The 24,918-nt window shown below is 68.7% G+C and carries 28 protein-coding genes; 12 read left to right on the forward strand and 16 right to left on the reverse strand.

Annotated features, from left to right (window positions below; all coding sequences use genetic code 11):
* The first annotated feature begins 167 nt into the window (after positions 1-167).
* A complete protein-coding gene (gene proC, locus RHOOR92_RS0116825) occupies positions 168-992 on the forward strand; it encodes a pyrroline-5-carboxylate reductase (RefSeq protein ID WP_015446993.1) in 825 nt (274 codons plus the stop codon).
* Positions 989-1,564, forward strand: coding sequence for a YggT family protein (locus tag RHOOR92_RS0116830; RefSeq protein ID WP_007507063.1), 576 nt, complete (start codon positions 989-991; stop codon positions 1,562-1,564). Before proC ends, RHOOR92_RS0116830 begins: the two co-directional genes overlap by 4 nt.
* A gap of 654 nt (positions 1,565-2,218) precedes the next feature.
* Here the strand turns inward: RHOOR92_RS0116830 and RHOOR92_RS0116835 are convergent.
* From RHOOR92_RS0116835 to pdxH, 3 genes are read right to left on the reverse strand one after another with little or no spacing between them, the layout of a single operon-like run.
* Positions 2,219-3,043, reverse strand: a complete 825-nt coding sequence (locus RHOOR92_RS0116835; RefSeq protein WP_037115662.1) for a cobalamin-binding protein — start codon at positions 3,041-3,043, stop codon at positions 2,219-2,221.
* A gap of 4 nt (positions 3,044-3,047) precedes the next feature.
* Entirely contained in the window at positions 3,048-3,488 is a 441-nt protein-coding gene (locus RHOOR92_RS0116840; RefSeq protein WP_015446991.1) for a secondary thiamine-phosphate synthase enzyme YjbQ, read from the reverse strand.
* Entirely contained in the window at positions 3,485-4,072 is a 588-nt protein-coding gene (gene pdxH, locus RHOOR92_RS0116845; RefSeq protein ID WP_015446990.1) for a pyridoxamine 5'-phosphate oxidase, read from the reverse strand. The genes RHOOR92_RS0116840 and pdxH overlap by 4 nt, the downstream gene beginning before the upstream one ends.
* A 233-nt stretch (positions 4,073-4,305) precedes the next feature.
* Here pdxH and RHOOR92_RS0116850 point away from each other — a divergent pair, with 233 nt between their 5' ends.
* Entirely contained in the window at positions 4,306-5,136 is an 831-nt protein-coding gene (locus tag RHOOR92_RS0116850; RefSeq protein WP_015446989.1) for a kinase, read from the forward strand.
* Between the two features lie 51 nt (positions 5,137-5,187).
* Here RHOOR92_RS0116850 and RHOOR92_RS0116855 read toward each other — a convergent pair whose 3' ends face one another.
* From RHOOR92_RS0116855 to RHOOR92_RS0116865, 3 genes are all read right to left on the reverse strand, one after another.
* Complete coding sequence (locus RHOOR92_RS0116855) at positions 5,188-5,391, reverse strand: dodecin family protein (protein WP_015446988.1); 204 nt, start codon at positions 5,389-5,391, stop codon at positions 5,188-5,190.
* A gap of 110 nt (positions 5,392-5,501) precedes the next feature.
* Positions 5,502-5,846 (reverse strand): YbjQ family protein, encoded by a 345-nt coding sequence (locus RHOOR92_RS0116860; protein ID WP_007507073.1) that lies wholly within the window; start codon positions 5,844-5,846, stop codon positions 5,502-5,504.
* 24 nt (positions 5,847-5,870) lie between these two features.
* Positions 5,871-6,704 carry an SDR family oxidoreductase gene (locus RHOOR92_RS0116865; RefSeq protein WP_015446987.1) on the reverse strand — a complete coding sequence of 278 codons (834 nt, stop codon included), beginning with the start codon at positions 6,702-6,704 and terminating at the stop codon, positions 5,871-5,873.
* Positions 6,705-6,757: 53 nt separating this feature from the next.
* Here RHOOR92_RS0116865 and RHOOR92_RS0116870 point away from each other — a divergent pair, with 53 nt between their 5' ends.
* The 6 genes from RHOOR92_RS0116870 to RHOOR92_RS0116895 all read left to right on the forward strand — a co-directional run bounded on the left by RHOOR92_RS0116870 (position 6,758) and on the right by RHOOR92_RS0116895 (position 13,146).
* On the forward strand, positions 6,758-7,312 hold the full coding sequence (locus RHOOR92_RS0116870; RefSeq protein ID WP_015446986.1) for a shikimate kinase: 555 nt from the start codon (positions 6,758-6,760) through the stop codon (positions 7,310-7,312).
* Positions 7,309-8,400 (forward strand): 3-dehydroquinate synthase, encoded by a 1,092-nt coding sequence (gene aroB, locus RHOOR92_RS0116875; RefSeq protein WP_015446985.1) that lies wholly within the window; start codon positions 7,309-7,311, stop codon positions 8,398-8,400. Before RHOOR92_RS0116870 ends, aroB begins: the two co-directional genes overlap by 4 nt.
* Positions 8,401-8,508: 108 nt before the next feature.
* A complete protein-coding gene (locus RHOOR92_RS0116880; RefSeq protein ID WP_007507081.1) occupies positions 8,509-8,769 on the forward strand; it encodes a WGR domain-containing protein in 261 nt (86 codons plus the stop codon).
* A gap of 5 nt (positions 8,770-8,774) precedes the next feature.
* A complete protein-coding gene (gene hemE, locus RHOOR92_RS0116885) occupies positions 8,775-9,845 on the forward strand; it encodes a uroporphyrinogen decarboxylase (RefSeq protein ID WP_015446984.1) in 1,071 nt (356 codons plus the stop codon).
* Positions 9,846-9,860: 15 nt separating this feature from the next.
* Positions 9,861-10,214 carry a DUF3147 family protein gene (locus tag RHOOR92_RS0116890; protein WP_007507085.1) on the forward strand — a complete coding sequence of 118 codons (354 nt, stop codon included), beginning with the start codon at positions 9,861-9,863 and terminating at the stop codon, positions 10,212-10,214.
* Positions 10,215-10,317: 103 nt separating this feature from the next.
* The gene (locus tag RHOOR92_RS0116895; protein WP_027490782.1) at positions 10,318-13,146 is read left to right on the forward strand and encodes a valine--tRNA ligase; all 2,829 of its coding nucleotides are present in this window, start codon (positions 10,318-10,320) and stop codon (positions 13,144-13,146) included.
* A gap of 79 nt (positions 13,147-13,225) precedes the next feature.
* On the opposite strand, the gene RHOOR92_RS0116900 is transcribed toward RHOOR92_RS0116895, so the two are convergent.
* The 4 genes from RHOOR92_RS0116900 to RHOOR92_RS0116920 all read right to left on the reverse strand — a co-directional run bounded on the left by RHOOR92_RS0116900 (position 13,226) and on the right by RHOOR92_RS0116920 (position 15,766).
* Entirely contained in the window at positions 13,226-13,912 is a 687-nt protein-coding gene (locus RHOOR92_RS0116900) for a class I SAM-dependent methyltransferase (RefSeq protein WP_027490783.1), read from the reverse strand.
* A gap of 98 nt (positions 13,913-14,010) precedes the next feature.
* Positions 14,011-14,481 carry a ribosomal protein S18-alanine N-acetyltransferase gene (gene rimI / locus RHOOR92_RS0116905; RefSeq protein ID WP_007507090.1) on the reverse strand — a complete coding sequence of 157 codons (471 nt, stop codon included), beginning with the start codon at positions 14,479-14,481 and terminating at the stop codon, positions 14,011-14,013.
* Positions 14,482-14,486: 5 nt separating this feature from the next.
* A complete protein-coding gene (locus RHOOR92_RS18905) occupies positions 14,487-14,987 on the reverse strand; it encodes a hypothetical protein (RefSeq protein WP_037115703.1) in 501 nt (166 codons plus the stop codon).
* Complete coding sequence (locus RHOOR92_RS0116920; RefSeq protein ID WP_027485720.1) at positions 14,984-15,766, reverse strand: phosphatidylcholine/phosphatidylserine synthase; 783 nt, start codon at positions 15,764-15,766, stop codon at positions 14,984-14,986. The genes RHOOR92_RS18905 and RHOOR92_RS0116920 overlap by 4 nt, the downstream gene beginning before the upstream one ends.
* 111 nt (positions 15,767-15,877) lie before the next feature.
* On the opposite strand from RHOOR92_RS0116920, the gene RHOOR92_RS0116925 reads away from it, so the two are divergent.
* The 3 genes from RHOOR92_RS0116925 to RHOOR92_RS0116935 all read left to right on the forward strand — a co-directional run bounded on the left by RHOOR92_RS0116925 (position 15,878) and on the right by RHOOR92_RS0116935 (position 18,704).
* The gene (locus RHOOR92_RS0116925) at positions 15,878-16,300 is read left to right on the forward strand and encodes a DUF4124 domain-containing protein (RefSeq protein WP_037115705.1); all 423 of its coding nucleotides are present in this window, start codon (positions 15,878-15,880) and stop codon (positions 16,298-16,300) included.
* A gap of 105 nt (positions 16,301-16,405) precedes the next feature.
* Positions 16,406-18,103 (forward strand): proline--tRNA ligase, encoded by a 1,698-nt coding sequence (locus tag RHOOR92_RS0116930; RefSeq protein ID WP_027490785.1) that lies wholly within the window; start codon positions 16,406-16,408, stop codon positions 18,101-18,103.
* Between the two features lie 277 nt (positions 18,104-18,380).
* Entirely contained in the window at positions 18,381-18,704 is a 324-nt protein-coding gene (locus RHOOR92_RS0116935; protein WP_027490786.1) for an H-NS histone family protein, read from the forward strand.
* A 174-nt stretch (positions 18,705-18,878) separates the two neighbouring features.
* Here the strand turns inward: RHOOR92_RS0116935 and RHOOR92_RS0116940 are convergent, their stop codons facing one another.
* The 6 genes from RHOOR92_RS0116940 to RHOOR92_RS0116965 all read right to left on the reverse strand — a co-directional run bounded on the left by RHOOR92_RS0116940 (position 18,879) and on the right by RHOOR92_RS0116965 (position 24,914).
* The gene (locus RHOOR92_RS0116940) at positions 18,879-20,159 is read right to left on the reverse strand and encodes a threonine/serine exporter family protein (RefSeq protein WP_007507102.1); all 1,281 of its coding nucleotides are present in this window, start codon (positions 20,157-20,159) and stop codon (positions 18,879-18,881) included.
* Complete coding sequence (locus tag RHOOR92_RS0116945) at positions 20,156-20,602, reverse strand: NfeD family protein (RefSeq protein ID WP_007507104.1); 447 nt, start codon at positions 20,600-20,602, stop codon at positions 20,156-20,158. Before RHOOR92_RS0116945 ends, RHOOR92_RS0116940 begins: the two co-directional genes overlap by 4 nt.
* Before the next feature lie 10 nt (positions 20,603-20,612).
* Positions 20,613-21,557 carry an SPFH domain-containing protein gene (locus tag RHOOR92_RS0116950; protein WP_027490787.1) on the reverse strand — a complete coding sequence of 315 codons (945 nt, stop codon included), beginning with the start codon at positions 21,555-21,557 and terminating at the stop codon, positions 20,613-20,615.
* 184 nt (positions 21,558-21,741) lie between these two features.
* Positions 21,742-23,127: an ATP-binding protein gene (locus tag RHOOR92_RS0116955; protein WP_027490788.1), complete on the reverse strand. Its 1,386-nt coding sequence runs from the start codon at positions 23,125-23,127 to the stop codon at positions 21,742-21,744.
* A gap of 31 nt (positions 23,128-23,158) precedes the next feature.
* Positions 23,159-23,485, reverse strand: a complete 327-nt coding sequence (locus RHOOR92_RS0116960; RefSeq protein WP_027485715.1) for a hypothetical protein — start codon at positions 23,483-23,485, stop codon at positions 23,159-23,161.
* Positions 23,486-23,564: 79 nt separating this feature from the next.
* Positions 23,565-24,914: a sigma-54 dependent transcriptional regulator gene (locus RHOOR92_RS0116965; RefSeq protein WP_007507111.1), complete on the reverse strand. Its 1,350-nt coding sequence runs from the start codon at positions 24,912-24,914 to the stop codon at positions 23,565-23,567.
* Positions 24,915-24,918 lie beyond the last annotated feature (4 nt).

The following is a 24,918-nucleotide window of genomic DNA, read 5'->3' on the forward strand; positions in this document are numbered from 1 at the left end:
CCCACGCGCAAACTGTCGACCCGGTTTGCGCACCCGGTCGAAAAATCGCCAGCCGATCCGACCAGGCTGCCTGCGGCGAGCTGTCGCCGACAGCCCATCCGGCAAAATCCGTCGCCGTCGCGCCGGCTCCGGTAAGGTACGTGGTCTGGACGGACGAGGAGCCCTGCATGACACGACTTGCCTTCATCGGCGGCGGCAACATGGCGCGCAGCCTGATCGGCGGCCTGCTGAACACCGGCGTGGCGCCGGCCACCCTCAGCGTGGCCGAGCCGCTGGCCGAGGCGCGCCAGGCGCTGGGCCGCGACTTCGGCATCGCCTGCTACGCCGAGAACCGGCTGGCCGTGGCGGATGCCGAGGTCATCCTGCTGGCGGTGAAGCCGCAGGTGATGCCGGCGATCCATGCCGACCTGCGCGACATCCTGCAGCGCCACCGGCCGCTGCTGATCTCGATCGCCGCCGGCGTGCGGCTGGACCAGTTGGAGCGCTGGTTCGGCAGCGGCCTGCCGATCGTCCGCTGCATGCCGAACACGCCGGCGCTGATCGGCGCCGGCGCCACCGGCCTGTGCGCCAACCACCGGGTCAGCCCGGCGCAGAAGGCGCAGGCGCAGCACATCCTCGATGCCGCCGGGATCACCCGCTGGATCGACGACGAGGCGCTGATGGACACGGTCACCGCGCTGTCCGGTTCCGGCCCGGCGTACTTCTTCGCCCTGGTCGAGGCGCTGGAAGCTGCCGCGGTGGCGCAGGGCCTGCCGCGCGATACCGCACGCGCGCTCGCCGCGCAGACCTGCCTGGGCGCCGGCCGCATGCTGGTCGAGGGCGGCGAGGACCCGGCCGCGCTGCGCCAGCGCGTCACTTCGCCGCATGGCACCACCCAGGCTGCGCTGGAAAGCTTCGCCGCCGACGGCCTGCCGCACATCGTCGCCCGCGCCGTCGCCGCCGCCACCCGCCGCGGTGTGGAACTCGCCGCCGAACTGGACCAACTGCCGTGAGCTATCTGCTGAATGCGCTGTCCATGTTGATCGAGCTGGCGTTCGATGCGGTGGCCGCGCTGCTGCTGCTGCGCGCGGCCGCCGAAGCCTGCCGCGCGGACTTCCACAACCCGCTGAGCCAGTTCGTCTACCGCACCACCAACCCGGTGCTGGCGCCGATCCGCCGCGTGCTGCCGAACTGGCGCCGGATCAACCTGGCCGCCCTGCTGCTGGCGTGGCTGGCGATGCTGCTCAAGCGCCTGCTGCTGTTCGCCCTGCTCGGCGCGATGCCGCACCCGCTCGGACTGATCGTGCTGGCGCTGGCCGAACTGCTCGATTTCGTGCTGCTGTGCTATCTGGTGCTGATCTTCGGCTGGTCGCTGCTGAGCATGTTCGCGGTGGACCGCCGCCACCCCATGCTGCAGCTGGCCGGCAGCATCGTCGCCCCGTTGCTGCGCCCGCTGCACGGCAGGCTGATCGCCGGCCAGATCGACTTCGCGCCGATGGCGGTGATGATCGTGCTGCTGCTGGCGCGGCTGCTGATCGCCGCCCCGCTGATTGACCTCGGTGCCCGACTGGCCATGGGCGCCTGAGTTTTCCTCGCTGTGTAGCGGACGATTGTCCGTTCGTGGAATGAGAGCTTTGAAGCGAAGAGCTTTCGTGCGCCTTCGGCGCCCGAGTTACTTTCTCTTTGCGTGGCCAAAGAGAAAGATAACCAAAGAGAAAGGCCACCCCGCTTGGCGCTTGCCGGGCCTCCTGCCCGGCAAGTCCGTGAGCCGGGGCCGGGCTTTTCGAGCGGGCATCGTGCCCGCGCGAAAAGGCGAGTCCATCCATGGACTCGCCCGCTGTGCGGCCTGTCGTTCCCGACTCACCGCCGCGCAAGGGACCCCGGGTAGAGCAGCGGGCCATCATGGCCCGCACTCGGTGATGAAGCTGACAAGCAACAGCCACAGCAAAGCGTCGCGTTGCTGTGGCTTCGCTCCTGCTCTTGATCTGGCTCCTCTGAAGAGTGCGCGCTGGGAGCACGCTGCTCTACCCGGGGCCCCTATGGCGCGGCGGGTGGGCGGAGGAAAGGCCCCGCAGGGGTGGCCTTTCTCTTGGGTTACTTTCTCTTTGGCCACGCAAAGAGAAAGTAACTCGGCTGCCGCAGGCAGACGAAAGCTCTTTGCTCTAAAACTCTTCGCCTTGAATGAAGCAAGAGCATCGCGCACAGGTTGCAATCCTGCAGCAACCAGGAAGCGGAAGGCTCAGCGCAGCGCCCATTTCGCGATGATCCGATGGATCTCGTCCAACCCGTCGAACAGCGCGGCCGGCCCCGGCTGCAAAATGATCGGCGACTTGATCTCGTGGAGGTCGCCGTGGCGCACGGCGGGGATCGTGTCCCAGCCCGGCCGCGCCGCCACCTTCTCCGGGCGGAAGCGCTTGCCACACCAGGAACCGAGGATGATGTCCGGCGCACGCCGCACCACCTCGTCGCCGTTCGGCAGGATGCGCTGTTTCGCCAGCGGCTCGCGGGCCAGTTCAGGGAAACAGTCGTCGCCGCCGGCGATGTCGATGATCTCGGCGACCCAGCGGATGCCGGTGATGATCGGCTCGTCCCACTCCTCGAAATACACCTTCGGCCGCCGCGGCAACCGCGCGGCCACAGCGCGGATCTCGGCGAGATGGCGCTCGGCGCGCAGCGCGTAGGCCTCGGCCTTTTCGTGCGCGCCGACCAGTGCGCCGAGCCGGCGGATGTAGGCCAGGATGCCGTCCACGCTGCGGTGGTTGCTGATCCATACCTCGACGCCGGCCTTGACCAGCTCGCGCGCGATGTCGGCCTGGATGTCGGAGAAACCGATCGCCAGGTCGGGGGCGAGTTTCAGGATCTCGCCGATCTTCGCGCTGGTGAACGCCGAGACTTTCGGCTTCTCCCTGCGTGCGCGCGGCGGTCGCACGGTGAAGCCGGAAATGCCGACGATGCGCCGCTCCTCGCCGAGCGCGTACAGCACCTCGGTCGGCTCCTCGGTGAGGCAAACGATGCGTTGCGGAAAGTGATCGGACAAAGCGGCAGCCGCTGCGGCGTGATCCATGCGCTCAATTCCCCAGCACGGTCACCACCACCTTGCGCTGGTGCGGGTCGAGGCGGTGTTCCCACAGGTAGATGCCTTGCCAGGCGCCCAGCATCGGCTTGCCGCCGTGTACCGGCACGCTGAGGCTGACCCCGGTGAGGATCGACCGCACATGCGCCGGCATGTCGTCCGGGCCTTCCGCGTCGTGCCGGAAGATCGCGTCGCCGTCCGGCACCGCGCGCGCGAACCAGCGCTCCAGGTCGTCGCGCACCGTGGGGTCGGCATTTTCGCTGATCAGCAACGAACAACTGGTATGTGCCGTGAACACGTGCGCGATGCCGGTCTGCACGTGGCTGGCTGCCACCGCGTCGCCGACCTCCGTAGTGATCTCGCTGAAACCGCGCCCGCGCGTGTGCACGGTGAAGCTGCCCTGCGCCACGTGTTCGGCAGGCAGCGCGCGGGTCACGGGTAGAGCATCCGGCTGGTCCAGGTCTGGCCGTGGCGGTCCCAGCGCACCCGCTCGTGCAGGCGGAACTCGGCGCCGTACCAGAACTCGACCATGTCCGGCTCCACCACGAAACCACCCCAGTGCGGCGGCCGGCTCACCTCAAGGCCGTCGAACTGCTGCTCGTAGCGCGCCACCCGCTGCTCGAACGTGTCACGGTCAGGCAGGGTCTGCGACTGCAGCGAAGCCCACGCGCCGATCTGGCTGCCACGCGGGCGGCTGGCGAAGTAGGCGTCCGACTCTTCCGCCAGCAGCTTGCGCGCCACGCCTTCCACGCGCACCTGCACGCCCTCGCGCAGCTGCTTCCAGTGGAAGCACAGCGCCACCTGCGGATGCGCCTCCAGCTGGCCGCCCTTGTCACTCTGGTAATTGGTGTAGAAGCGGAAGCCGCGCTCGTCGGCGCCCTTGAGCAACACGATGCGCGAGGCGACCCGGCCGGAGCCGTCCACGGTGGCCAGGTTCATCGCGGTCGGTTCGCGGTCGCCACTGGCCCTGGCTTCCTCCAGCAGCCGCTGGAAGGTGTCTAGAATTTCGAATTTGAGCATGGTGTCTGAAACTTTCCTTTTGCATCGTGGCCGACACGCGCCATCATGGCGCGGATGAATCCGACCGATAATAGTGCAATGCCCCATCCCTCCAGTACCCGACCGGCCCGGATGGCGACGCCATCTTCCGCCACGAAACGTGAAGAGGGCAGCGACATGCCCACCGGCACCAAGCTCCGCCGCCGCGGCCTGCCGGTGGCGGAAATCCCTCCCGGAACCACGGTGTGCCGCGGATGACGTCCCACGCCGACCTGCAGAACGAGGCCCTCGCCGGCCACCTGCTCGACCAGTACGCCGGGCGCATCGCCCGCTCGCGCCGCCCGTACATCATTGGCCTGTCCGGCCTGCAGGGCAGCGGCAAGAGCACCCTGGCGCGGGTGATGAAAGCGCAGGCCGAGGCCCGCGGCTGGGCCACCGAGGTGCTCTCGCTGGACGACTTCTACTACGCCCGCAGCGAGCGCGAGGCGCTGGCGCGCGACGTGCACCCGCTGCTGCGCAGCCGCGGCGTACCGGGCACGCACGAGATCGAGTTGCTGATGTCGGTGCTGGCCGCCCTGCCGCACGCCTCGGACAAGCTGCCGGTATCGCACCCGCGCTTCGACAAGGGCCGCGACACCCGCTTCCCGCCATCGCGCTGGCCGCGCACCACGCGGCCGCCGAAGCTGGTGATCGTGGAAGGCTGGGCGCTGGGCATCCGGCCGCAGCTGCAGGCCGCGCTGGCCCGGCCGGTCAACGAACTGGAGCGCAGCGAAGATCCCGACAGCAGCTGGCGGCACTGGGTCAACAAGCAGCTGCGCGGCTACCAGCCGCTGTGGCGCAAGTTCGACGCGCTGATCGTGCTGCAGGCGCCGAGCTGGGAGATCGTGCGCCGCTGGCGCGGCGAGCAGGAACAGGAACTGCTGGCGCGGCACGCGCCGCTGGCGATGGACGCGAGCGCGATGGAGCGGTTCCTGGCGCACTTCGAGCGACTCAGCCGGCACGCCCTGGCCACTCTGCCGGCGCTGGCCGACACCTGCGTGGAGTACGACGACGACCGCCACGTCACCGGCCTCAGCCACGGCTGAGCCGGATACCGGCGAAGCGTGCGTTGCGTCGACTCCGCCGGTGCGGGGCGCTCAGTCGACGATGAAGTTGACCTTCATGTTGACGCGCCACTCGGTGATCGTGCCGTCGTCCTTCGTCACCGCCTTGATCTCGTTGACCCAGGCGCTCTTGATGTTCTTCACCGACTCGGCGGCCTTCTTCAGGCCGTGCTGCACGGCGTCTTCCATGCTCTTGCTGGACGAGGCATTGATTTCGATGACCTTGGCTACCGACATGGCGTCAATCTCCGGTGGAATCGTGCAAGCGGCACGCGACGCTCCCCCGCCCCGAAACCCGAGTCTGTTCCGCCGCCGTCCGCGGGGGCAAGCCGCACTGCAAAATCACCTCACGTTGACGCTTCCACCTGCACCGCCGTGCCGTAGGCCAGCACCTCGGTGACGCCCTGGGCCACCTCGTTGGCGTCGTAGCGCATCGCCACCACGCCGTTCGCGCCCATCGCGGCGGCGTGCCGCAACATCAACTCGAACGCCTCCTCGCGCGCCTTCTCGCACAGCTCGGTATAGATCGAGATGTTGCCGCCGACGATGGTCTGCAGCGCCGCGCCGAGGTTGCCGACCACGCTGCGCGAACGCACGGTGATGCCGCGCACGATGCCGAGCGAACGCACGATGCGGCAGCCGGGAATCTCGTTGGCGGTGCTGACCTGGTGATGCGGAACGGTGTTGGCCATGGCGGTTCTCCTTCGGTGGATGGTTCAGCCGTCGAGCAGCATGGCGTAGCCTTCGCGCGCATCCGGCCATTGCGGTGCCCAGCCGCTGGCGCGCAGCCGGGCGTTGCTCAGCCGCTTGCTGCCCACGCCGGTCGGCGCCGCGCCCTCGGCCGGCAGCGGCGCGTCGATCAGCACGGCGAGGAAGTCATACAGTTCGTCGAGCGGCATCGGCGTGTCGTCCACGCCGAGGTACAACGGCTGCGGCGACTTCAGGCCCAGCAGGTGCACGATCGCCGCGGCGGCATCGTCGACGTGGATCCGGTTGGCCCAGTGCGGCGTCTCGCGCGGCACCCGCGCCTGCCCCGTGCGCAGCCGCTCGATCAGCTGCAGCCGGCCCGGCCCGTACAACCCGGCCAGCCGCAGCACGGTCGCCGGCAGCGGCTGCTGCGCCAGCCATTGCTCGGCTTCGAGCAGCACCGCACCGTTGAATCCCGGCGGGTCGGTCGCGGTGGTCTCGTCGACCCAGTCGCCGTCGTGCTCGCCGTATACGGCGCTGGACGAGACGAACAGCACCTGTGCCAGCTTGCGGGTATCGAGCGCGTCGAGCAGGTGGCGCAGGCCATCGACGAAGATCGCGCGGTACGTCGCCTTGTCGCGCGTCGTCGGCGCCGGCAGATAGACCAGCCGGGTGATCCCGGCCGGCAGTCCATGCAGGCTGGCCGGATCGGCCAGGTCGCCGCGCAGCCAGTGGATGCCGTGCCCGCCGCGCGCCGGCGGCCGGCGCCGCAGCGCCCAGACCTCGTCGCCGCGCGCGCGCAGGCGTTGCGCCACGCGTTCGCCCAGATCGCCGCACCCGGCCAGCAGGACACGTTCGCTCACCACCATCCTCCCGTTGCGCTGCCCGGGCCGACCTGCCCTGTTAGCATCTGCCCATGAACCCGTCGTCCAACCTGTTCCTCATCGGTCCCACCGGTGCCGGCAAGACCTCGATCGGGCGACGGCTTGCCGCGCATTATGGCCTGAGCTTCGTCGATCTCGATCAGGAGATCGAGCGTCATTGCGGCGTGGACGTGAACAGGGTGTTCGAGATCGAGGGCGAGGCGGGTTTCCGCCAGCGCGAGAGTGCGTTGCTGGACGAATGCAGCCGTCGCGCCGGCGTGCTGCTGGCCACCGGCGCCGGCGTGGTGCTCACCGCCCCCAACCGGCAGCTTCTGCGCGAGCGCGGCTACGTGGTGTGGCTGCAGACCACGATCGAACAGCAACTGGAACGGCTGGAGCGCGACCACCGCCGCCCGCTGCTGGCGGTACCCGACCGCCGCGAGCGGCTGCAGGCGATGGCGCAGGTGCGCGAGCCGCTCTACCGCGAACTGGCCGATCTCGCGGTACCCGGCGAGCACGGCAGCGTCGCCACCGCCGGCGAACGCTGCATCGCGCTGATCGACCACCATTGGCAGCGCCGCGGCGCGGCCCCCAGGCAGACGGCATGAACGACTCCACACCACAGACCATCACCGTCGCCCTCGGCCAGCGCAGCTATCCGGTGTGGATCGGCGCCGGCCTGCTCGGCGACCACGCGCGCTGGCGCGCGATGCTGCGCGGCCGGCACGCGCTGGTGGTCAGCAACACCACGGTGGCGCCGCTGTACCTGCCGCGCATCGAGGCGGGGCTGGACGGGCTGCGTTGGTCGTCGTTCCTGCTCGACGACGGCGAGATGCACAAGACGTTCGCCAACGTGGGCCGCGCGCTGGAAGCACTGGGCGCACTCGGCGCCACCCGCGACGCCTGCGTGATCGCGCTGGGCGGCGGCGTGGTCGGCGACCTGGCCGGCTTCAGCGCGGCGTGCTGGATGCGCGGCATCGACTTCATCCAGATGCCGACCACCTTGCTGGCGATGGTCGACTCCTCGGTCGGCGGCAAGACCGGCGTGAACCTGCCGGTCGGCAAGAACCTCGCCGGCGCGTTCCACCAGCCGCGCGCGGTGATCGCCGACATCGACACCCTGGCGACCCTGCCCGAGCGCGAATACCGCGCCGGCCTGGCCGAGGTGGTGAAGGGTGCGGCGATCGGCGACGAGCCGTTCTTCGCCTGGCTGGAACGGCACGCCGCCGCACTCGCCGCGCGGGATCCCGCCACAGTGATGGAAGCGATCGCGCGCAAGGTCACCTACAAGGCCGGCGTGGTTGCGCGCGACGAAACCGAGCAAGGCGAACGCGCGCTGCTCAACTTCGGCCACACCTTCGGCCACGCCCTGGAAACCGCCGGCCACTACACCGCCCTGCTGCACGGCGAGGGCGTGGCGATCGGCATGCGGCTGGCCGCCCGGCTGTCCGAGCGCCTCGGCATGAGCGACGCGGCCGCTACCGCCCGCCTGCAGCGCCTGCTGGAAAGCCTCGGTCTGCCGGTGGCGATCCCACCCGGGGTGGATCCGCCGCAGTTGCTGGCACTGATGCGGCTGGACAAGAAGAACACCGCCGGCGCCTTGCGGCTGATCCTGTGGCGTGGCATCGGCCGGGCCGAGATCGTCGGCGGCGTGCACGAGGCCGACGTACTGGCCGTGCTGCAAGACGCGGGATGAATCGCCGCGTGTGACGCCATGGCCCGGGCGGGCCGCGGGTGTCTGCGCGCAAATCCTATAAACTGTGTCGTCCGGCCACGCGCCTGTTCGTGCTGCACCCTGGAACCCATGCGCCTCTACCTGCAAACCGTGCCCGGCAGTGCCGACGCACCCCGCTACGTCCAGATCACGCTGGAACAGGACCTGCTCGGCGGCTGGACGCTGTACCGCGAATCGGGCACCCAGGGCGGCCGCGCCACGATGAAGCGCGAACAGTTCCTGGAGCGCGACGAGGCCGTCGCCGCTTTCGAGAAAGCCCGCGACGCCCAGCTCAAGCGTGGCTTCCGCCTGATGTTTGCCCAGGGGCTGGAAGGCCCGTACGGACGCTGATTGACATGACCGACGTGTTGAAGAACGACCGCTTCCTGCGCGCACTGCGCCGCGAACCCACCGACACCACGCCGATCTGGGTGATGCGCCAGGCCGGCCGCTACCTGCCCGAATACCGCGCCACCCGCGAACGCGCCGGCAGCTTCCTGGGCCTGGCGCAGCATCCCGAATACGCCTGCGAAGTGACCCTGCAGCCACTCGAGCGCTTCGAGCTGGATGCGGCGATCCTGTTCTCCGACATCCTCACCATCCCCGACGCGATGGGCCTGGGCCTGTCGTTCGCCCACGGCGAGGGCCCGCAGTTCGCGCGCCCGCTGCGCACGGCGGCCGACATCGACAAACTCGCCGTGCCCGACATGGACGGCGAGCTGCGCTACGTGATGGACGCGGTGCGGCTGATCCGCCGCGAGCTGCATGGCCGCGCGCCGCTGATCGGCTTCTCCGGCAGCCCGTGGACGCTGGCCTGCTACATGGTCGAAGGCCACGGTTCGCGCGACTTCGCCACGCTGAAGGCGATGTGCTGGAACGAGCCGAAGCTCGCCCACCAGTTGCTCGACACGCTGGCCCGCGCGGTCGCCGCCTACCTGATCGCGCAGGCCGAAGCCGGTGCGCAGGCGCTGATGATCTTCGACACCTGGGGCGGCCTGCTCGGCCCGGCACCGTTCCGCGAATTCTCGCTGCGCAGCATGGCGCAGATCGTGGCCGCGCTGAAGGCCGACCCGACCGCACGCGAGCTGCCGGTGATCCTGTTCTCCAAGGGCGCCGGCATGCACCTGGCCGAGATGGCGGACTCGGGCTGCGCCGCGCTCGGCGTGGACTGGACCATCGACCTCGCCGACGCCCGCCGTGCGGTGGCCGGCAAGGTCGCCCTGCAAGGCAACCTCGACCCTGCCGTGATGCGCGCCAGTCCCGAAGTGATCCGCCGCGAGGCCCGTGCCGTGCTGGACAGCTACGGCAACCACCCCGGCCACGTGTTCAACCTCGGCCACGGCATCACGCCGGAAGTGGATCCCGAGCACCTGAAGGTGCTGGTCGATGAAGTGCATGCTTACGGGCGCGCGTTGCGCGGCGCCTGAGCGGAGGAGCGGCGCATGGCCTGGCTCGTCAGCAAGTACCTGATCACCGCCGCCGTGGTGGTGATCGTCTCGGAGGCAGCCAAGCGCAGCGATCGCCTCGGCGGCCTGATCGCCGCGCTGCCGCTGGTCACCGTGCTGGCCCTGATCTGGCTGCAGCTGGAACATCAATCGCCGGCGAAGATCGCCAACCACGCCTGGTACACGTTCTGGTACGTGGTGCCCACGTTGCCGATGTTCCTGGCCTTCCCGGCGCTGCTGCCGCGTCTCGGCTTCTGGCCTACCCTGCTCGCCTGCGTGCTGATCACCGTGGCCTGCTTTGGCCTGTTCGCCCTGCTGGTACGCCGCTTCGGCATCGAGTTGCTGCCCTGAGCGGCTGGGCGGGCTTTTGGCAGCCAGCCGCCCGCCCCGTACAATTGCCCTCTTTGCTTCTACCCTCACGCGCCGGCCACGGCGCGCCATTGCGAGTCCCCTGATGGACAAGAGTTTCGAACCCGCCCGGATCGAGTCGACGTGGTACGCACGCTGGGAAGCCAGTGGCGCGTTCAGGCCGTCGGGCCAGGGCGAGCCGTATTGCATCCTGCTGCCGCCGCCGAACGTCACCGGCACGCTGCACATGGGGCATGCGTTCCAGCAGACGGTGATGGACATGCTGGTGCGCTACCACCGCATGCGCGGCTTCAACACGCTGTGGCAGGTCGGCACCGATCACGCCGGCATCGCCACCCAGAAGATCGTGGAGAACCAGCTCGCGGCCGAGGACAAGACCCGGCACGACCTTGGCCGCGACGCGTTCGTCGAGCGGGTGTGGCAGTGGAAGGAAGCGTCCGGCTCCACCATCACCAACCAGATGCGCCGCATCGGCGCCGCCGCGGACTGGTCGCGCGAGCGTTTCACCATGGACGAGGGGCTGTCGGCCGCGGTGCGCAAGGTGTTCATCGACTGGTACCGCGCGGGACTGATCTATCGCGGCAACCGGCTGGTGAACTGGGATCCGGTACTGGGCACCGCCGTTTCCGACCTCGAGGTGAACAACGTCGAGCGCGACGGCCACCTGTGGTCGATCCGCTATACCGTCACCGGCAGCGATGACAGCCTGGTGGTTGCCACGACCCGGCCGGAAACCATGCTGGGCGACGTCGCCGTGGCCGTGCACCCGGAGGACGAGCGCTACGCGCACCTGGTCGGCAAGACGCTGAAGCTGCCGCTGACCGATCGCGAGATTCCGGTGATCGCCGACGATTACGTCGACAAGGACTTCGGTACCGGCTGCGTGAAGATCACCCCGGCGCACGACTTCAACGACTACGCGATCGGCCAGCGCCACCAGCTGCCGCCGATCACCATCTTCACGCTGGATGCGAAGGTCAACGACAACGCGCCGCCGAAATACCGCGGCCTCGACCGCTACGACGCGCGCAAGGCCGTGCTGGCCGACCTCGAAGCCTCCGGCCTGTTGGTGGAAACCAAGCCGCACAAGCTGCAGGTGCCGGTGAGCCAGCGCTCGGACGCGGTGATCGAGCCGATGCTGACCGACCAGTGGTTCGTCGATCTGACTTCGGACGTGCAGAAGGATGGACGTCCCGGCGGCCGCAAGGCGATCACCCAGCCTGCGCTGGACGCCGTGCGCAACGGCGACATCAAGTTCGTGCCGGAGAACTGGGCGACCACCTACACGCAATGGCTGGACAACATCCAGGACTGGTGCATCAGCCGCCAGCTGTGGTGGGGCCACCGCATCCCGGCGTGGTACGACGAGGCGGGCAACATCTTCGTCGGCGAGGACGAGGCGGATGCGCGCGCCAGCGCCGGCACCGCGCCGGTCGGTGCGCTGCGCCAGGACGACGACGTGCTGGACACCTGGTTCAGCTCCGCGCTGTGGCCGTTCTCCACGCTGGGCTGGCCGGCGAACGGCCCGGTCAAGAACGAGCGCGGCGAGATCGTCGCGAACTGGGAGCAGGACCAGATCTTCCTGCCCAGTGCCGTGCTGGTCACCGGCTTCGACATCATCTTCTTCTGGGTCGCGCGGATGGTGATGGCGACCAAGTATTTCACCGGCCGCATCCCGTTCCGCGAGGTCTACATCAACGCCATCGTGCGCGACGCGGAAGGCCAGAAGATGTCCAAGTCCAAGGGCAACACGCTGGACCCGCTGGACCTGATCGACGGCATCGCGCTGGAACCGCTGGTGGAGAAATCCACCCGGTCGCTGCTGATCCCGCAGGTGCGCGCCAAAGTGGAAAAGCGCATCCGCAAGGACTACCCCGACGGCATCCCCGCGATCGGCACGGACGCGCTGCGCTTCACCTTCGCCGCGCTGGCCAGCTACAGCCGCACCATCAACTTCGACATCAAGCGCGCCGAAGGCTACAAGGCGTTCTGCAACAAGTTGTGGAACGCGGCGCGGTTCGTGCTGATGAACCTGCCGGAAGGCGCGATCGCCGCACCGGCCGGTGCGCCGGTGACCGAAGCCGAGCGGTGGATCCTCACCCGCCTCAAGCAGACGCTGGGCGAGGTCGAGCAGCACTTCGTCAGCTACCGCTTCGACCTGCTGGCGCAGGCACTGTACGAATTCGTCTGGAACGAGTACTGCGACTGGTTCCTGGAGCTGTCGAAGCCGGCCTTGAACGGCGACGACACCGCGGCGGCCACCTCGGCCCGCCACACCTTGCTGGTGGTGCTGGAAAGCGTGCTGCGTGCGCTGCATCCGGTGATCCCGTTCATCACCGAGGAAGTGTGGGCGTCGGTGGCGCCGATGCTCGGCCTCGGCGAAGGCAGCCTGATGCAGCGACCGTGGCCGCGTGCCGAAGACATCGTTGCCGACGACGCGGCCACAGCCGAAATCGAGTGGTTCAAGAACGTGCTTTCGGGCGTCCGCAAGATCCGTTCCGAAATGAACATCTCGCCCGGCAAGACGATCCCGCTGCTGCTTGCCGGCGGCGACGCCGGCGACCGTGCCCGCGTGGCGAAGTTCGCTGCCCAGATCGCCTTCCTTGCCCGCACCGAAGCGCCGTGGTGGATCGAAGCCGGGGCTGCGGAACCCGCCGCGGCCGCCGCCGTGGTCGGCACGCTGCGCGTGCTGATCCCGCTCGCCGGGCTGATCGACCTCGGCGCCGAAAAGACGCGGCTGGCCAAGGAAATCGCCCGCATCGAAGTCGAGATCAGGAAGTGCGAAGGCAAGCTCGGCAATGCCAGCTTCGTCGCCAACGCACCGGCCGAGGTGGTCGCGCAGGAGCGCCAGCGCGTCGCTGACTGGAACAGCACACTGGGCGCGCTACGCGAGCAGGCGCAGAAGCTGGGTTGAGCAGGCGGCGGGCTCGTTGCTGCCGCTCGGTGACGCGCGGGCGGCTGCAACGGATTGCTTCCCGCCGCCCGCCCGGACCTCAGGTGTCGTGGCCGACCTGCCCGGGCGAGAAGTCGCGCGTCTTGCGCACCGCCAGCTGGTTGCTGATGCCCAGCAATTCGTAATAGCCGTCCAGCGTGGCCAGCAGCCCGTCCACACCGAGCTTGGGCGTTTCGGTCTTCACGCTTTCGATCTGCTTCTTCAGTCCCTCGGTCCGCCACTGGCGACCCGACCAGCGCAGCCACTTGCGCGCCAACCAGCCTGGACGCGGTGGCGGCCCCAGCTTCGGCGGCACCCATAGGTAGTCGTCGAAGATCATCACGCCACCAACCTTGAGCAGGGGCCACGCCATGACGCCGTCAGCCAGTGCACCAAAGGCGGAATGCCACCCGTCGATGTAGGCGATGTCGTAGGGACCTTCGACGCGCCGCAATGAGTCGAAGCTCGATCCCTGGAACTCCCGGATCCGTTCGCGCCAGGCCGCCGTGTTGGCACGAAAGCGGGCGTGGTAGTCGCCATAGACCGGATCGACCTGGAAGAAATCCAGGCAGTCGATCGAACTGTCCGTGGCGGTCAGAATGTTCTCGCACAGCCAGAGGGTCGAACGCCCCTCGAAGCTGCCGATCTCCAGGGCGCGCAGGCCGGATTTGCCGCGCAAGGAAGCGAGCCACTGCTCCCAATGCGGGATGTTGTGGTGGAACCAGTCGGTCGAAAACTGCTCTTGCATGGACGACACCCGGTGCGGAACGCGGGCTGCATGCTAACACCCGCCGCCATCCCGCCCGCATGGCAAGCCGGGTTGCAGCGCCCCGCCGGACGCCCACGCTAGGGGAGCTGCGGCTCCAGCACCATCACGATCGCATCTTCGCGCCCGTGGCGCGCGGGGTAGTAGCGCGGCCGGCGGCCGATCTCGCGGAAGCCCACCGACTCGTACAGCGCCTTCGCCAGCGGGTTCGACGGGCGCACCTCGAGGAATACCCGCCCGGCGCCGTTCCAGCGCGCGATGTCCAGCAGCCGGCCCAGCAGGTGGCGGCCCAGGCCACGGCCACGCCAGTCCGGTCCGATGCACAGGTTCAGCACGTGCGCCTCGCCGGCGCCCGTCGACAGGATGCCGTAGCCGGCGATCGCCTCGTCCACGCACAACACCCAGCACGGATGACCGGCCTTCAGGCAGTCGCTGAAGATGCCCGCCGACCACGGAAACTCGTAGGAGGCATTTTCCAGTGCACTGACCGTGTCCAGGTCCTCGGTCCGCATGCCGCGCACCTGGATCACCGGCTTGATCACCGCGACCATGACGCTCAGCCGCTCGCAGCGGCCAGTGCACGGCGCACGCTGCGCAGCGCGTTCCACAGCCGCCGTTTGGCGCCGGCACTGGCAAGCAGCAGCGCCGGCTCGTCGGCCAGCACGATCTGCGCCTGGTGCATCACCGCCGCCGGCAATGCACGGCCCAGCGCATGCGCCTGGGCTTCACCCAGCACCAGGTAGGCGCGGGCCTCGGGCACGCCGGCAGCCAGCTGGCCGCCGCTCACCGTGACCCGCGCGGCACGCGCCAGCGCGGCGCCGCATGCACTCAACGCGCGACCGAGCAAGTCGAGTTCGCGCGCGCTGCAGCCCTGCGGCAACACCACCACACAGCGCGTGCCCGCCACCGCGTCCAGGGCCGCGGAAGCGACGGATTCCGGCGCAGCCGCAGCGATCGCCGCCGGCGTCGTCCGACGCTGCCACGGCGTCACGCCCAGCGCGCGCAGCACGCGGGCGCGATGACCGGCATCGGCGTGCTGGCATGCCGCCGCGTTCATGCCGCGCTGCGCCGCACCCGGCGCCGATGCGTGGCCAGGCTCCAGATGGTCCATACCGGGCCGGACAACAGATAGAGCGTGAAGCCGGCGAACAGCACGCGCGGCGTGTCCAGGATCAGCAAGGCCAGCAGCAGCACCGCGACCACCATCCACACGAACGGCACCCGCTGGCGATCGCCCATCGGCAGCGACTTGAAGCTGAAATAGCGGAAGCGGCTGACCATCAGCAGGCCGACCACGATCGCGATCACCGGCGTGATGAAGCAGAAATCGCTGCCGGCCAGGCCGAACTTGTCCACGCTCCACACGAACGACATGCACACCGCCGCCGCCGCCGGGCTGGCCAGCCCCTGGAAGTAACGCTTGTCGGCCACGCCGACCTGGGTATTGAAGCGCGCCAGCCGCAACGCGGCGCAGGCGGCGTAGATGAACGCGGCGGCCCAGCCCAGCTTGCCCCACAGCGGGCCGAAATCGCGCAGCGTGGACAGCGACCACGTATACATCACCAGCGCCGGCGCCAGGCCGAAGCTGACCAGGTCCGACAGCGAGTCGTACTGCACGCCGAATTCGGTCTGGGTGCCGGTCATGCGCGCCACGCGGCCGTCCATGCCGTCCAGCAGCGCGGCAATGAATACCGCGACCGCCGCCTCGGTGTAACGGCCGCCGATGCTGGCGATGATCGCGTAGAAACCCGCAAACATCGCCCCCGTGGTGAACAGGTTCGGCAGCAGGTAAATACCCCGGTGACGAGGCGGGCGTACGGGCGGTGGCTCGCTCATGAATCAAGACCGTGACGGGATGCGCGCAGTGTAAACCATCGGCTGCTTGAGTCCGGCACGCCGGAGTGATAACAAGGTGAACCGTCATATCCCCGCGAAATGGAGAACACCATGCATCGTTCGCTGATTGCCGTGGCGCTGCTGCTGCTTGCCCCGCTGGCCGCCGCCCAGGTCTACAAGTGGACGGATGCCAGCGGCACCGTGCACTACGCCGAAGCGCCACCGACACAGGGCACGAAGTATCAGAAGGTGACCACCACCGGCACGGTGGAACCACTGGCCGCGCCGGCCACCGCCAGAACGGCGCCCGGCAGCGAGACCCCGGCCGAACCGGCCAGGCCGGTGGCCAACACGCCGGAAAACCGCGACAAGATGTGCGCGGCGCTGAAAACCAATCTCGCCGCGTTGCAGGGCGGCGGTCCGGTGGTGATGCAGCAAAACGGCAAGACCGTCGCGCTCGACGACGCCCAGCGCAAGCAGCAGATCGCCTCGGCGCAGGCGAACTACGACCAGTTCTGCCAGCAGGTCCGGTAAGCCGCGACGACACCGCCGAGCCTGCGCCAGGCGGTGCCGGCTCGGCCTGCGACAGCACCGGCAGGCCGCTACAATGGACGTCTTCATCACGCCGGAACCAGCCGCATGCGCCTCAGCCAATTTCACCTGGCCACCGTCAAGGAAGTCCCTGCCGACGCCGAAATCGCCAGTCACCGGCTGATGTTGCGCGCCGGCATGATCCGCAAGCTGGCCTCCGGCCTGTACACCTGGAGTCCGCTGGGCCTGCGCGTGCTGCGCAAGGTGGAAACCATCGTGCGCGAGGAAATGGACCGCGCCGGCGCGATCGAAATGCTGATGCCGTCGGTGCAGCCGAGGGAATTGTGGGAAGAAACCGGCCGCTGGGAGAAATTCGGCGGCCAGTTGCTGAAAATCAAGGACCGCAAGGGCCAGGAATTCTGCTACGGCCCGACCCACGAGGAAGTGGTTACCGACTTTGCCCGCAACGAGCTGAAAAGCTACAAGCAACTGCCGATCAACTTCTACCAGATCCAGACCAAGTTCCGCGATGAGATCCGCCCCCGTTTCGGCGTGATGCGCGCGCGCGAATTCCTGATGAAGGACGCTTATTCGTTCCACCTGACTCAGGATTCGCTGGCCGAAACCTACGCGGCGATGTACCAGGCTTATGTGCGCATTTTCACCCGTCTGGGATTGACCTTCCGCGCGGTGCAGGCCGATACCGGTGCGATCGGCGGCAATGCCAGCCACGAATTCCAGGTGCTGGCCGATTCCGGCGAGGATGCGATCGCGTTTTCCGACGGCTCCGATTACGCCGCGAATCTCGAGAAAGCCGAGGCGCTGGCACCGGCCGCGGCACGCCCTGCGCCGGCCGCCGCCCTGCAGCGGGTCGACACGCCCACCCAGAAGACCATCGACGACATTGCCGGCTTCCTCCAGCTCAGCCCGCGGCAATGCGTGAAGACCCTGCTGGTACGCGGTCGCGACGGTCTGGTCGCGCTGTGCCTGCGCGGCGACCACGAGATCAACGAGGTCAAGGCCGGCAAGCTGGCCGAGTTGCCGGGCGAGTCGGTGCTCGCCAGCGAGGATGAAATCCTTGCCGCCACCGGCACGCGGCCCGGCTTCATCGGCCCGGTCGGCCTGCCGGCATCGATCCCGGTGATCGTCGATCGTGACGCGGCCGTGCTCGCCGACTTCGTCTGCGGCGGCAACGTCGACCGTACGCACTGCACCGGCGCGAACTGGGAGCGCGACGCTCGCATCACCCGCGTCGCCGACCTGCGCAACGTGGTCGAAGGCGACCTGTCGCCCGACGGCAGCGGCGTGCTGCACATCGCCCGTGGCATCGAGGTCGGCCACGTGTTCCAGCTGGGTACGAAGTACGCCGAGGCGCTCGGCGCCACCGTGGTGGACGAAACCGGCAAGCCGCAGGTGATGACCATGGGCTGCTACGGCATCGGCGTCAGTCGCATCGTCGCCGCCGCGATCGAGCAGCGTCACGACGAGGCCGGCATCCTCTGGCCGGAAGCCATGGCGCCGTGGCGCGTGGCGGTATGCGTGATCAACCCGAAAAACGCGCCCGCCGTCAGCGCGGCCGCCGAAGCGCTGTACCAGGCGCTGCGCCAGCGCGGCATCGAAGCCTTGCTGGACGACCGCGGCGTGCGCGCCGGCAGCATGTTCGCCGACATGGAGCTGATCGGCATCCCGCACCGCGTGGTGGTCAGCGAGCGCGGGCTCGCCGCGGGCACACTGGAATACCGCGCCCGCGGCGACAGCGAAAGCCGCTCCCTGACCGAGGACGAGTTGCTTGCCCTGCTCGGCTGAAACCACCTCCCGGCATTAACTGCAACGGCCGCCCCAGTGCGGCCGTTGCTTTGCCAGGCCGATGCCTGAACCAGTCGAACAGGCTAATTCAAAACCCGCCACGCCATTAACTGGCGATAATGTGAATACGCATTTCACGTGACGCCGTTCGCTTTACAAATATTCCGCAAATAAGCGAGAATCGCCACTGCAGCCGATTCCACCTGCCGGGCACCGCTTCGATAATAGCCCGACCAGCACCCTGTTTTTTATTGCCGACACTTACCGGGAGTCCGTCATGGCCGTCGATATCAAGAACCTCAATCACAACCAGCTCAACGACCTGATCAGCAAGGCCCAGTTGCGCCAGAATGAATTGCGCAAGGAAAAGGTCGTCAAGCTGCGCGAGAAAGTGCATGCACTGATCAAGGCCGAGGGTTACGCCTTCGAAGACATCTTCGGCAGCACGCGCGGCAAGGCCAAGCGCAGCACCGGAACGGTTCCGCCGAAATACCGCAACCCGGCCAACCCCGCGCAGACCTGGTCCGGCCGCGGCAAGCGCCCGCACTGGTTCAACGATGCGCTGAAGGCCGGCAAGAAGGAAAAGGACCTGGCGATCTGATTGCCCGCCGTCCGCACAAGAAAGCGCCGGCCTTGCGCCGGCGTTTTTTTGTGCGGGCTGCCGGCATGGCCGGCCGTTCTTGCAGGAGCGCAGCCTGTGCGCGAGGCTTTTCGTTGACGTGGCAAAAGGCATCGCGCACGACCGAAGGAAGTCCCTCGTGGACAGGGTGCGCTCCTACAGCGACCGGCGCGGCGAAACCAGTAGGTCGCCGAACATCAGCCCCGCCACCAGCGAGACCAGCAGGGTCACCAGCAGCACACCGGTGTCCAGGCTCAGCGTGGCATCGCGCTCGAGCAGGAACGACACGCTGCGGAAGCCCACGCTACCCGGCACCAGCAGCAGGATGCCCGGCTCGCGGATGACCGCGCCCGGGCGATGCGCGAAGCGCGCGTAGACGTTCGCCAGCGCGCCCAGCAGCAGGCCGCCCAGAAACACGCCCACCGGCGCGCCCGGCAGCGAGCCGGAGATCGCCCCGCCCCAGCGCGTGGCCAGGTAGCCCACCACCACTGCCACGATCACCACCGGCCAGTCGCGTCGGGCCGCGCGGAACAGGATGGCGAACGCGATCGCCGCGACCAGCAGGGCCGGGTAATCGGTCCAGGTCGGCAACGCCGGCAGCGCGAAATCGCGCGCCGTGATGCCCACCGCGGCGCACAACTGGGTCGCCGCGATGGTGCCGAAGGTGAGCTTGAGCAGGGTCGACATGGCGCCGCCCATGCGTGCCATGCCGGACACCAGGTGCCCGCTGGAAATCTCGCGCACGGCATTGGTCAGCGACATGCCCGGCACCAGGATGATCAGGCTGGCCAGCACCACCGACTTGATCGCCAGCGGCACCACGAACGCGCTCACCACGATCGCCACCGTGGTCGCCACCAGCGCGCAGATCGCGTCGCTGGCCACCGCCAGCCGCGGCCGGCTGGCCGCGAGCAGGGTGATGCAGCCGATGACCGCACCGATCACGCCGGCCACCACCAGGTCCACCCAGGAACTGTGCAGGAACAGCGCCGCGATGCTGGCCGCGGACAGGCCGTAGCTGGCGATCGAGCCGATCTTCTCGCGCCGCGTGTCGGGCCGGCCCAGTTCGCGCAGCCGGCGGAAACCCTCGCGCAGGCCCAGCTCGCCGGCGATCGCGCGGTCGGCGATGTCGTCGGCCTGACACAGCCGCTCCAGGTTCACCTCGCCCGGCGCCAGCCGCATCACCTGGGTGGTCTGCGCCACGCCTTCCTCGCCCTGGGCCAGGTCGGCGAACGAGATGATGATCGCGGTGGGGCTGGACCAGACGTCGGCGGACAGCCCCAGCCGCTGCGCCGCGCCGGCGATGGCCATTTCCAGCCGCGGCGCCGAGGTGCCGTACTGGTGCAACCGCCGCGCCAGTTCCAGCACGAACGCGATGCGCGTGGCCGGCGCGGTGGTGGCGAACTGCTGCGGACTGATGGCGTCGCCCGCGCTCATGCCGCGGCGCGCACCTGCAGCGTGGTGCCTTCCACCGCGACTACCTCCACCGTGGTGCCCAGCGGCAGGTCCGGCCCGCTGACCAGCCACTGGCCGTCACCCACGCGGGCCTTGCCGCGGCCGTTGACGATCGGCTCGACCAGCTCGTAGCGCTGCCCAATCAACTGCTCGGCGCGGCGGTTCAGCCGTTCGCCGCCCGGAGCGCGGCGTTCCAGCCGCGGCCGCAGCCAGCGCGCGTAACCGACGCACGCGGCAAACGCGAGTAGGCCGAACAGAATCGCCTGCGCCAGCAGGCCCAGCGTCGGATCGACCCACAGCACCACACCCATCGCGGCAGCCGCCAGGCCGATCCACAGCAGGAAATAGCCGGGCAGCAGCAGCTCGCCGGCGATCAGCAGCAGCGCCAGGATCCACCACAGGTAATGCGTCGAAAGCTCCCACATCGGCGTGCCCTCAGCGCAGCGGCGGCTGGATCGCCACCGGCTTCTGCTGCTGGCCGAGCGACTCCTTCGCCAGCTCGGCGATGCCGGCCAGCGAACCGAGGATGCCGGTGGCCTCGATCGGCAGCAGCAGCATCTTCTGGTTCGGCGATTTGGCCATCTCTTTCAACGCCTCGACGTAGTTGTTGGCGACGAAGTAGTTCAGCGCGTTGACGTTGCCGTTGGCGATCGACTCGGACACCATCGTGGTCGCCTTCGCCTCGGCCTCGGCCGACCGCTCGCGCGCCTCGGCGGCGCGGAACGCGGCTTCCTTTTCGCCCTCGGCGGCGAGGATCACCGACTGCTTCTCGCCCTCGGCCTTGAGGATCGCCGCCTGGCGGAAGCCCTCGGCGTCGAGGATGTTGGCGCGCTTCTCGCGCTCGGCCTTCATCTGCCGCGCCATCGCGTCGACCAGGTCGCGCGGCGGCGAGATGTCCTTGATCTCGATGCGGTTGACCTTGACGCCCCACGGGTGGGTCGCCTCGTCGACCACGCCGAGCAGTTTGGCGTTGATCGCGTCGCGCTGGCTCAGGCTTTCGTCCAGGTCCATCGAACCGAGCACGGTGCGGATGTTGGTCATGATCAGCGCCAGCGCGGCGCCTTCGAGGTTGGCCACCTCATACGCCGCCTTGGCCGCGTCCAGCACCTGGTAGAACACCACGCCGTCGACGCGCACCACCGCGTTGTCCTTGGTGATCACATCCTGGCTGGGCACGTCCAGCACCTGCTCCATCATGTTGATCTTGCGCCCGACCGCCTGGTAGATCGGGATCAGGAAATGCAGCCCGGGACTCAGCGTGCGGGTGTACTTGCCGAACGTCTCCACCGTCCACTCGTAGCCTTGCGGCACGATGCGCACCAGCTTGGCCACGCCGATGACGACGACGGCCACGATAACCAACGCGAGAAGCTGTCCCATTGCCCACCCCTTGTCCTGAAGAAGACTTGAGTATAGGCGAGGCCGTGCCGCTTCGAGCGCCAGGAAATGCTTGAACAAGCCTTTGCTCGTCATTCCAGCGAAAGCTGGAATCCAGTGTCTTCACGGAGTTGCTGAGGCGCTGGTTCCCAGCTTTCGCTGGGATGACGGCTTGTTCAGACCTTCCCTAGCGCGCCGCCGTCTGCGGCAGGCGCAGGCTCACCCGCAGGCCGCCGCCTTCGCGGTTGGCCAGCAGCACGCGGCCGCCGTGCGCCTCGGTGATCTCGCGCGCCAATGCCAGCCCCAGCCCGGTGCCGGAGCGCTTGGTCGAATAGAACGGCAGCAGTGCCTGGGCCAGCACCGTCTCGCTCATGCCGGGGCCGCGGTCGGCCACCTCGATGCGCAGTTCGCTGCCGACTTCCAGGATCGACAACGTAACCTCGTCGTCCGGGCCGCCCGACTCGTGCGCGTTCTTGATCAGGTTGATCAGCACCTGCTCGATCTGCACCGCATCGAAATGCCCCGGTCGATCCGGCATCGGCGTCGCCAGGCGGTACTGGCAATGCAGCGCCAGGCCGTCCAGGAACGGCTGCCATGCGACGTCCACCGGTTGCGGCGTGGGCAGCTTGGCGAAGCTGGCATAGCCGGCGATGAAGCGGTGCAGGTGCAGCGCGCGCTCGCCGATGGTGGCGAACACGCCGGGCAGCCGATCCAGCTGGCCGCGGCGGGCCAGTTCCGCGCCGGAGTGCGCCAGCGAGGTGATCGGCGCCAGCGAGTTGTTGAGCTCGTGGCTGATCACCCGGATCACCCGCTTCCAGGTCGCCACCTCCTGCCGCGACAGCTCGCGCGTCATGCGCCGGAACAGGTGCAGCCGGTGTGGCCGGCCCTGCAGGCGGAACGCGCGCTGCGACAGGTGGAAGGTTTCCTCGCTGCCGTCCATCTCCACGCTGAGCAGGGCATCCTCGCCGCTCTCCACCGCCTTGCGCAGCGCCTCGGGCGCCTCGGCCAGCAGCTCGGCAAAATCCAGCCCGACCAGGCTGCGGCCCTCGTTGAACAGGTGCCGTGAAGCGATGTTGGCATAAGCCACCTTGCCGATCGCATCGGTCAGCACCAGCGCCACCGGAGTGTTCTGCACCACCGTGTCCAGCAGCAGCTCGCGCTGCACCAGATGCTGGCGTTGCTCGCGCAAGGTATGCCCCAGCGCGTTGTGCATGCGGATCAGCTCGCCCAGCTCGTCGCGCCGGTCGACCGCGATCGAGAAGCTGAAATCGCCGTCGCGGTAGCTGGCCACCGCGCCTTCCAGCGCGCGCAGCAGCCGGCTCACCGGCGCCATCACCCGGCCGGCCAGCCAGAACGACAGCGGCAGCAGGACCACCACGCTGGCCAGCAGGCCGCCGTAGATGCCCAGCTGCATCGGCGCGCGGATCGACAGCGCCAGGTCCTTGCGCAGCCACAGCAGCAACTGCGGCAGCGGCCACTGGGTGACGCCGGCATAGACCAGCGCGCCGGCCAGGCCGGCCACCGCCAGCAAAAAGGTCAGGCGCCCCTGCAGCGAATTCAGGCGACGCCACATCGGCTGTTCTCCCCGGCGGGAAAAAGCCGGCTCAGTGGCACCTGGCGTCCAGCGGGGTCATCGCGCAATCGAGCGGCGGGCGCCCGCCGACCCAGCCGCGCTCGGTGCCGAGCACGGCAGCCCGGTCCATCGGACGCGGCGGCGGCTTGTTCACCAAGTCGCGCTCGCGGCCATCGCTGAAGCGGAACGGGCTGCTCCCCGCGTTCGCCAGCACGGTCGGCGAACCGAGCCGGTACTCGACCGCAGCGGCGGCGGGAGGCCGCCATGCCCACGCCTCGCGGGCGTCCGACGGTGCCTGCGCCAGCGCCGGCCCGGCTGTCAGCCAGGCGGCAACAAGCATGATCCGGCGATATCGCATGGCACCTCCCCTGCTGGATGCATGCACTCATCTTTCTACGCCTTCGGGGTCGGGGACAAGCATCGCCGTCACAGTTCGCTCACGCCGTGGTGACCAGGCCGTAGCGCTCCATCCGCCGGTACAGCGCCTGGCGCGACAGGCCCAGGCTTTGCGCGGCGCGGCTGACCACGCCGTCAGCCTTGTGCAACGCGCTCTCCACCGCCTCGCGGCTGGGCTCGTCCAGGTTGCGCGCCGCCGGCGCGGCCGCCGCGTGCTGCGGCAGGTTCAGCAGCTCGGGGGTGATCGGCTGGCCGCCGGCCAGCAGCGCGGCGCGTTCGATCGCATTCTTCAGCTCGCGCACGTTGCCCGGCCACGGGTAGGCCAGCAGCGCCTCGCGCGCGGCGTCGCCGAGTTCGGCGCGGCCGTCCAGGAAGAACTCGGCCAGCGGCAGGATGTCGTCGTTGCGCTCGGCCAGCGGCGGCAGGTTCACCTCGATCACGTTGAGCCGGTAGTACAGGTCCTCGCGGAAGGTGCCGGCCTGGATCATCGCCTTGAGGTCGGCATTGGTCGCGCTCAATACGCGCACCTTCGCCTGGCGCGTCTTGCCCGAGCCCAGGCGCTCGAATTGGCCGGTCTCCAGCACCCGCAGCAGCTTCATCTGGCCGGGCAGCGGCAGGTTGCCGATCTCGTCCAGGAACAGCGTGCCGCCGTCGGCCAGCTCGAAGCGGCCCTCGCGCGCCTTGTTCGCGCCGGTGTACGCGCCGGCCTCGGCGCCGAACAGCTCGGCCTCGATCAACTCGCCCGGCAGCGCGCCGCAGTTCACCGCCACGAACGGGCCGCGCTTCACCGCCGAGTTCGCGTGCACGATCGCCGCGATGCGCTCCTTGCCGGTGCCGTTCGGGCCGGTGATCAGCACGGGCACGTCGGAGCGGGCGATCTGGCAGGCCAGGTCCAGCGTGCGCGCCATCGCCTCGGAGGCGAACACCAGGCCGTCCAGTTCGTACTTGCGCTGCAGCTGCTCGCGCCGCTGGCGCCGCTCGCGCCGGCTGCGGCTGACCTCGCGGGTGGATTCGGACAGCTCCAGCAGGTTCTCCACCGTGGCCAGCAGCTTGTTGTCGTCCCACGGCTTGGCCAGGTAGTCGGCGGCGCCGGCCTTGACCAGCTCCACCGCGGTTTCCAGGTGCGTCCATGCGGTCAGCAGGATCACCGGCAGGTCCGGATGGCGCTCGCGGATCGCCCGGAACAGCGCCACGCCCTCCTCGCCCGAGGTGGTGTCGGCAGTGAAGTTCATGTCCTGGATCACCACGTCCACCGCCTCGCGCTGCAGCAGCGCCAGCCCTGCGTCGGGGGTCAGCGCGACCAGCGCACGGATCTCGTGCAGCGACAGCGCCAGCGACAGCGCCTCGCCCACGGCCGGGTTGTCGTCGATGATCAGGACAGTACGGGTCATCTTC

It is taken from the genome of Rhodanobacter sp. OR92 (genome assembly GCF_000427545.1).
Classification (GTDB): domain Bacteria; phylum Pseudomonadota; class Gammaproteobacteria; order Xanthomonadales; family Rhodanobacteraceae; genus Rhodanobacter; species Rhodanobacter denitrificans.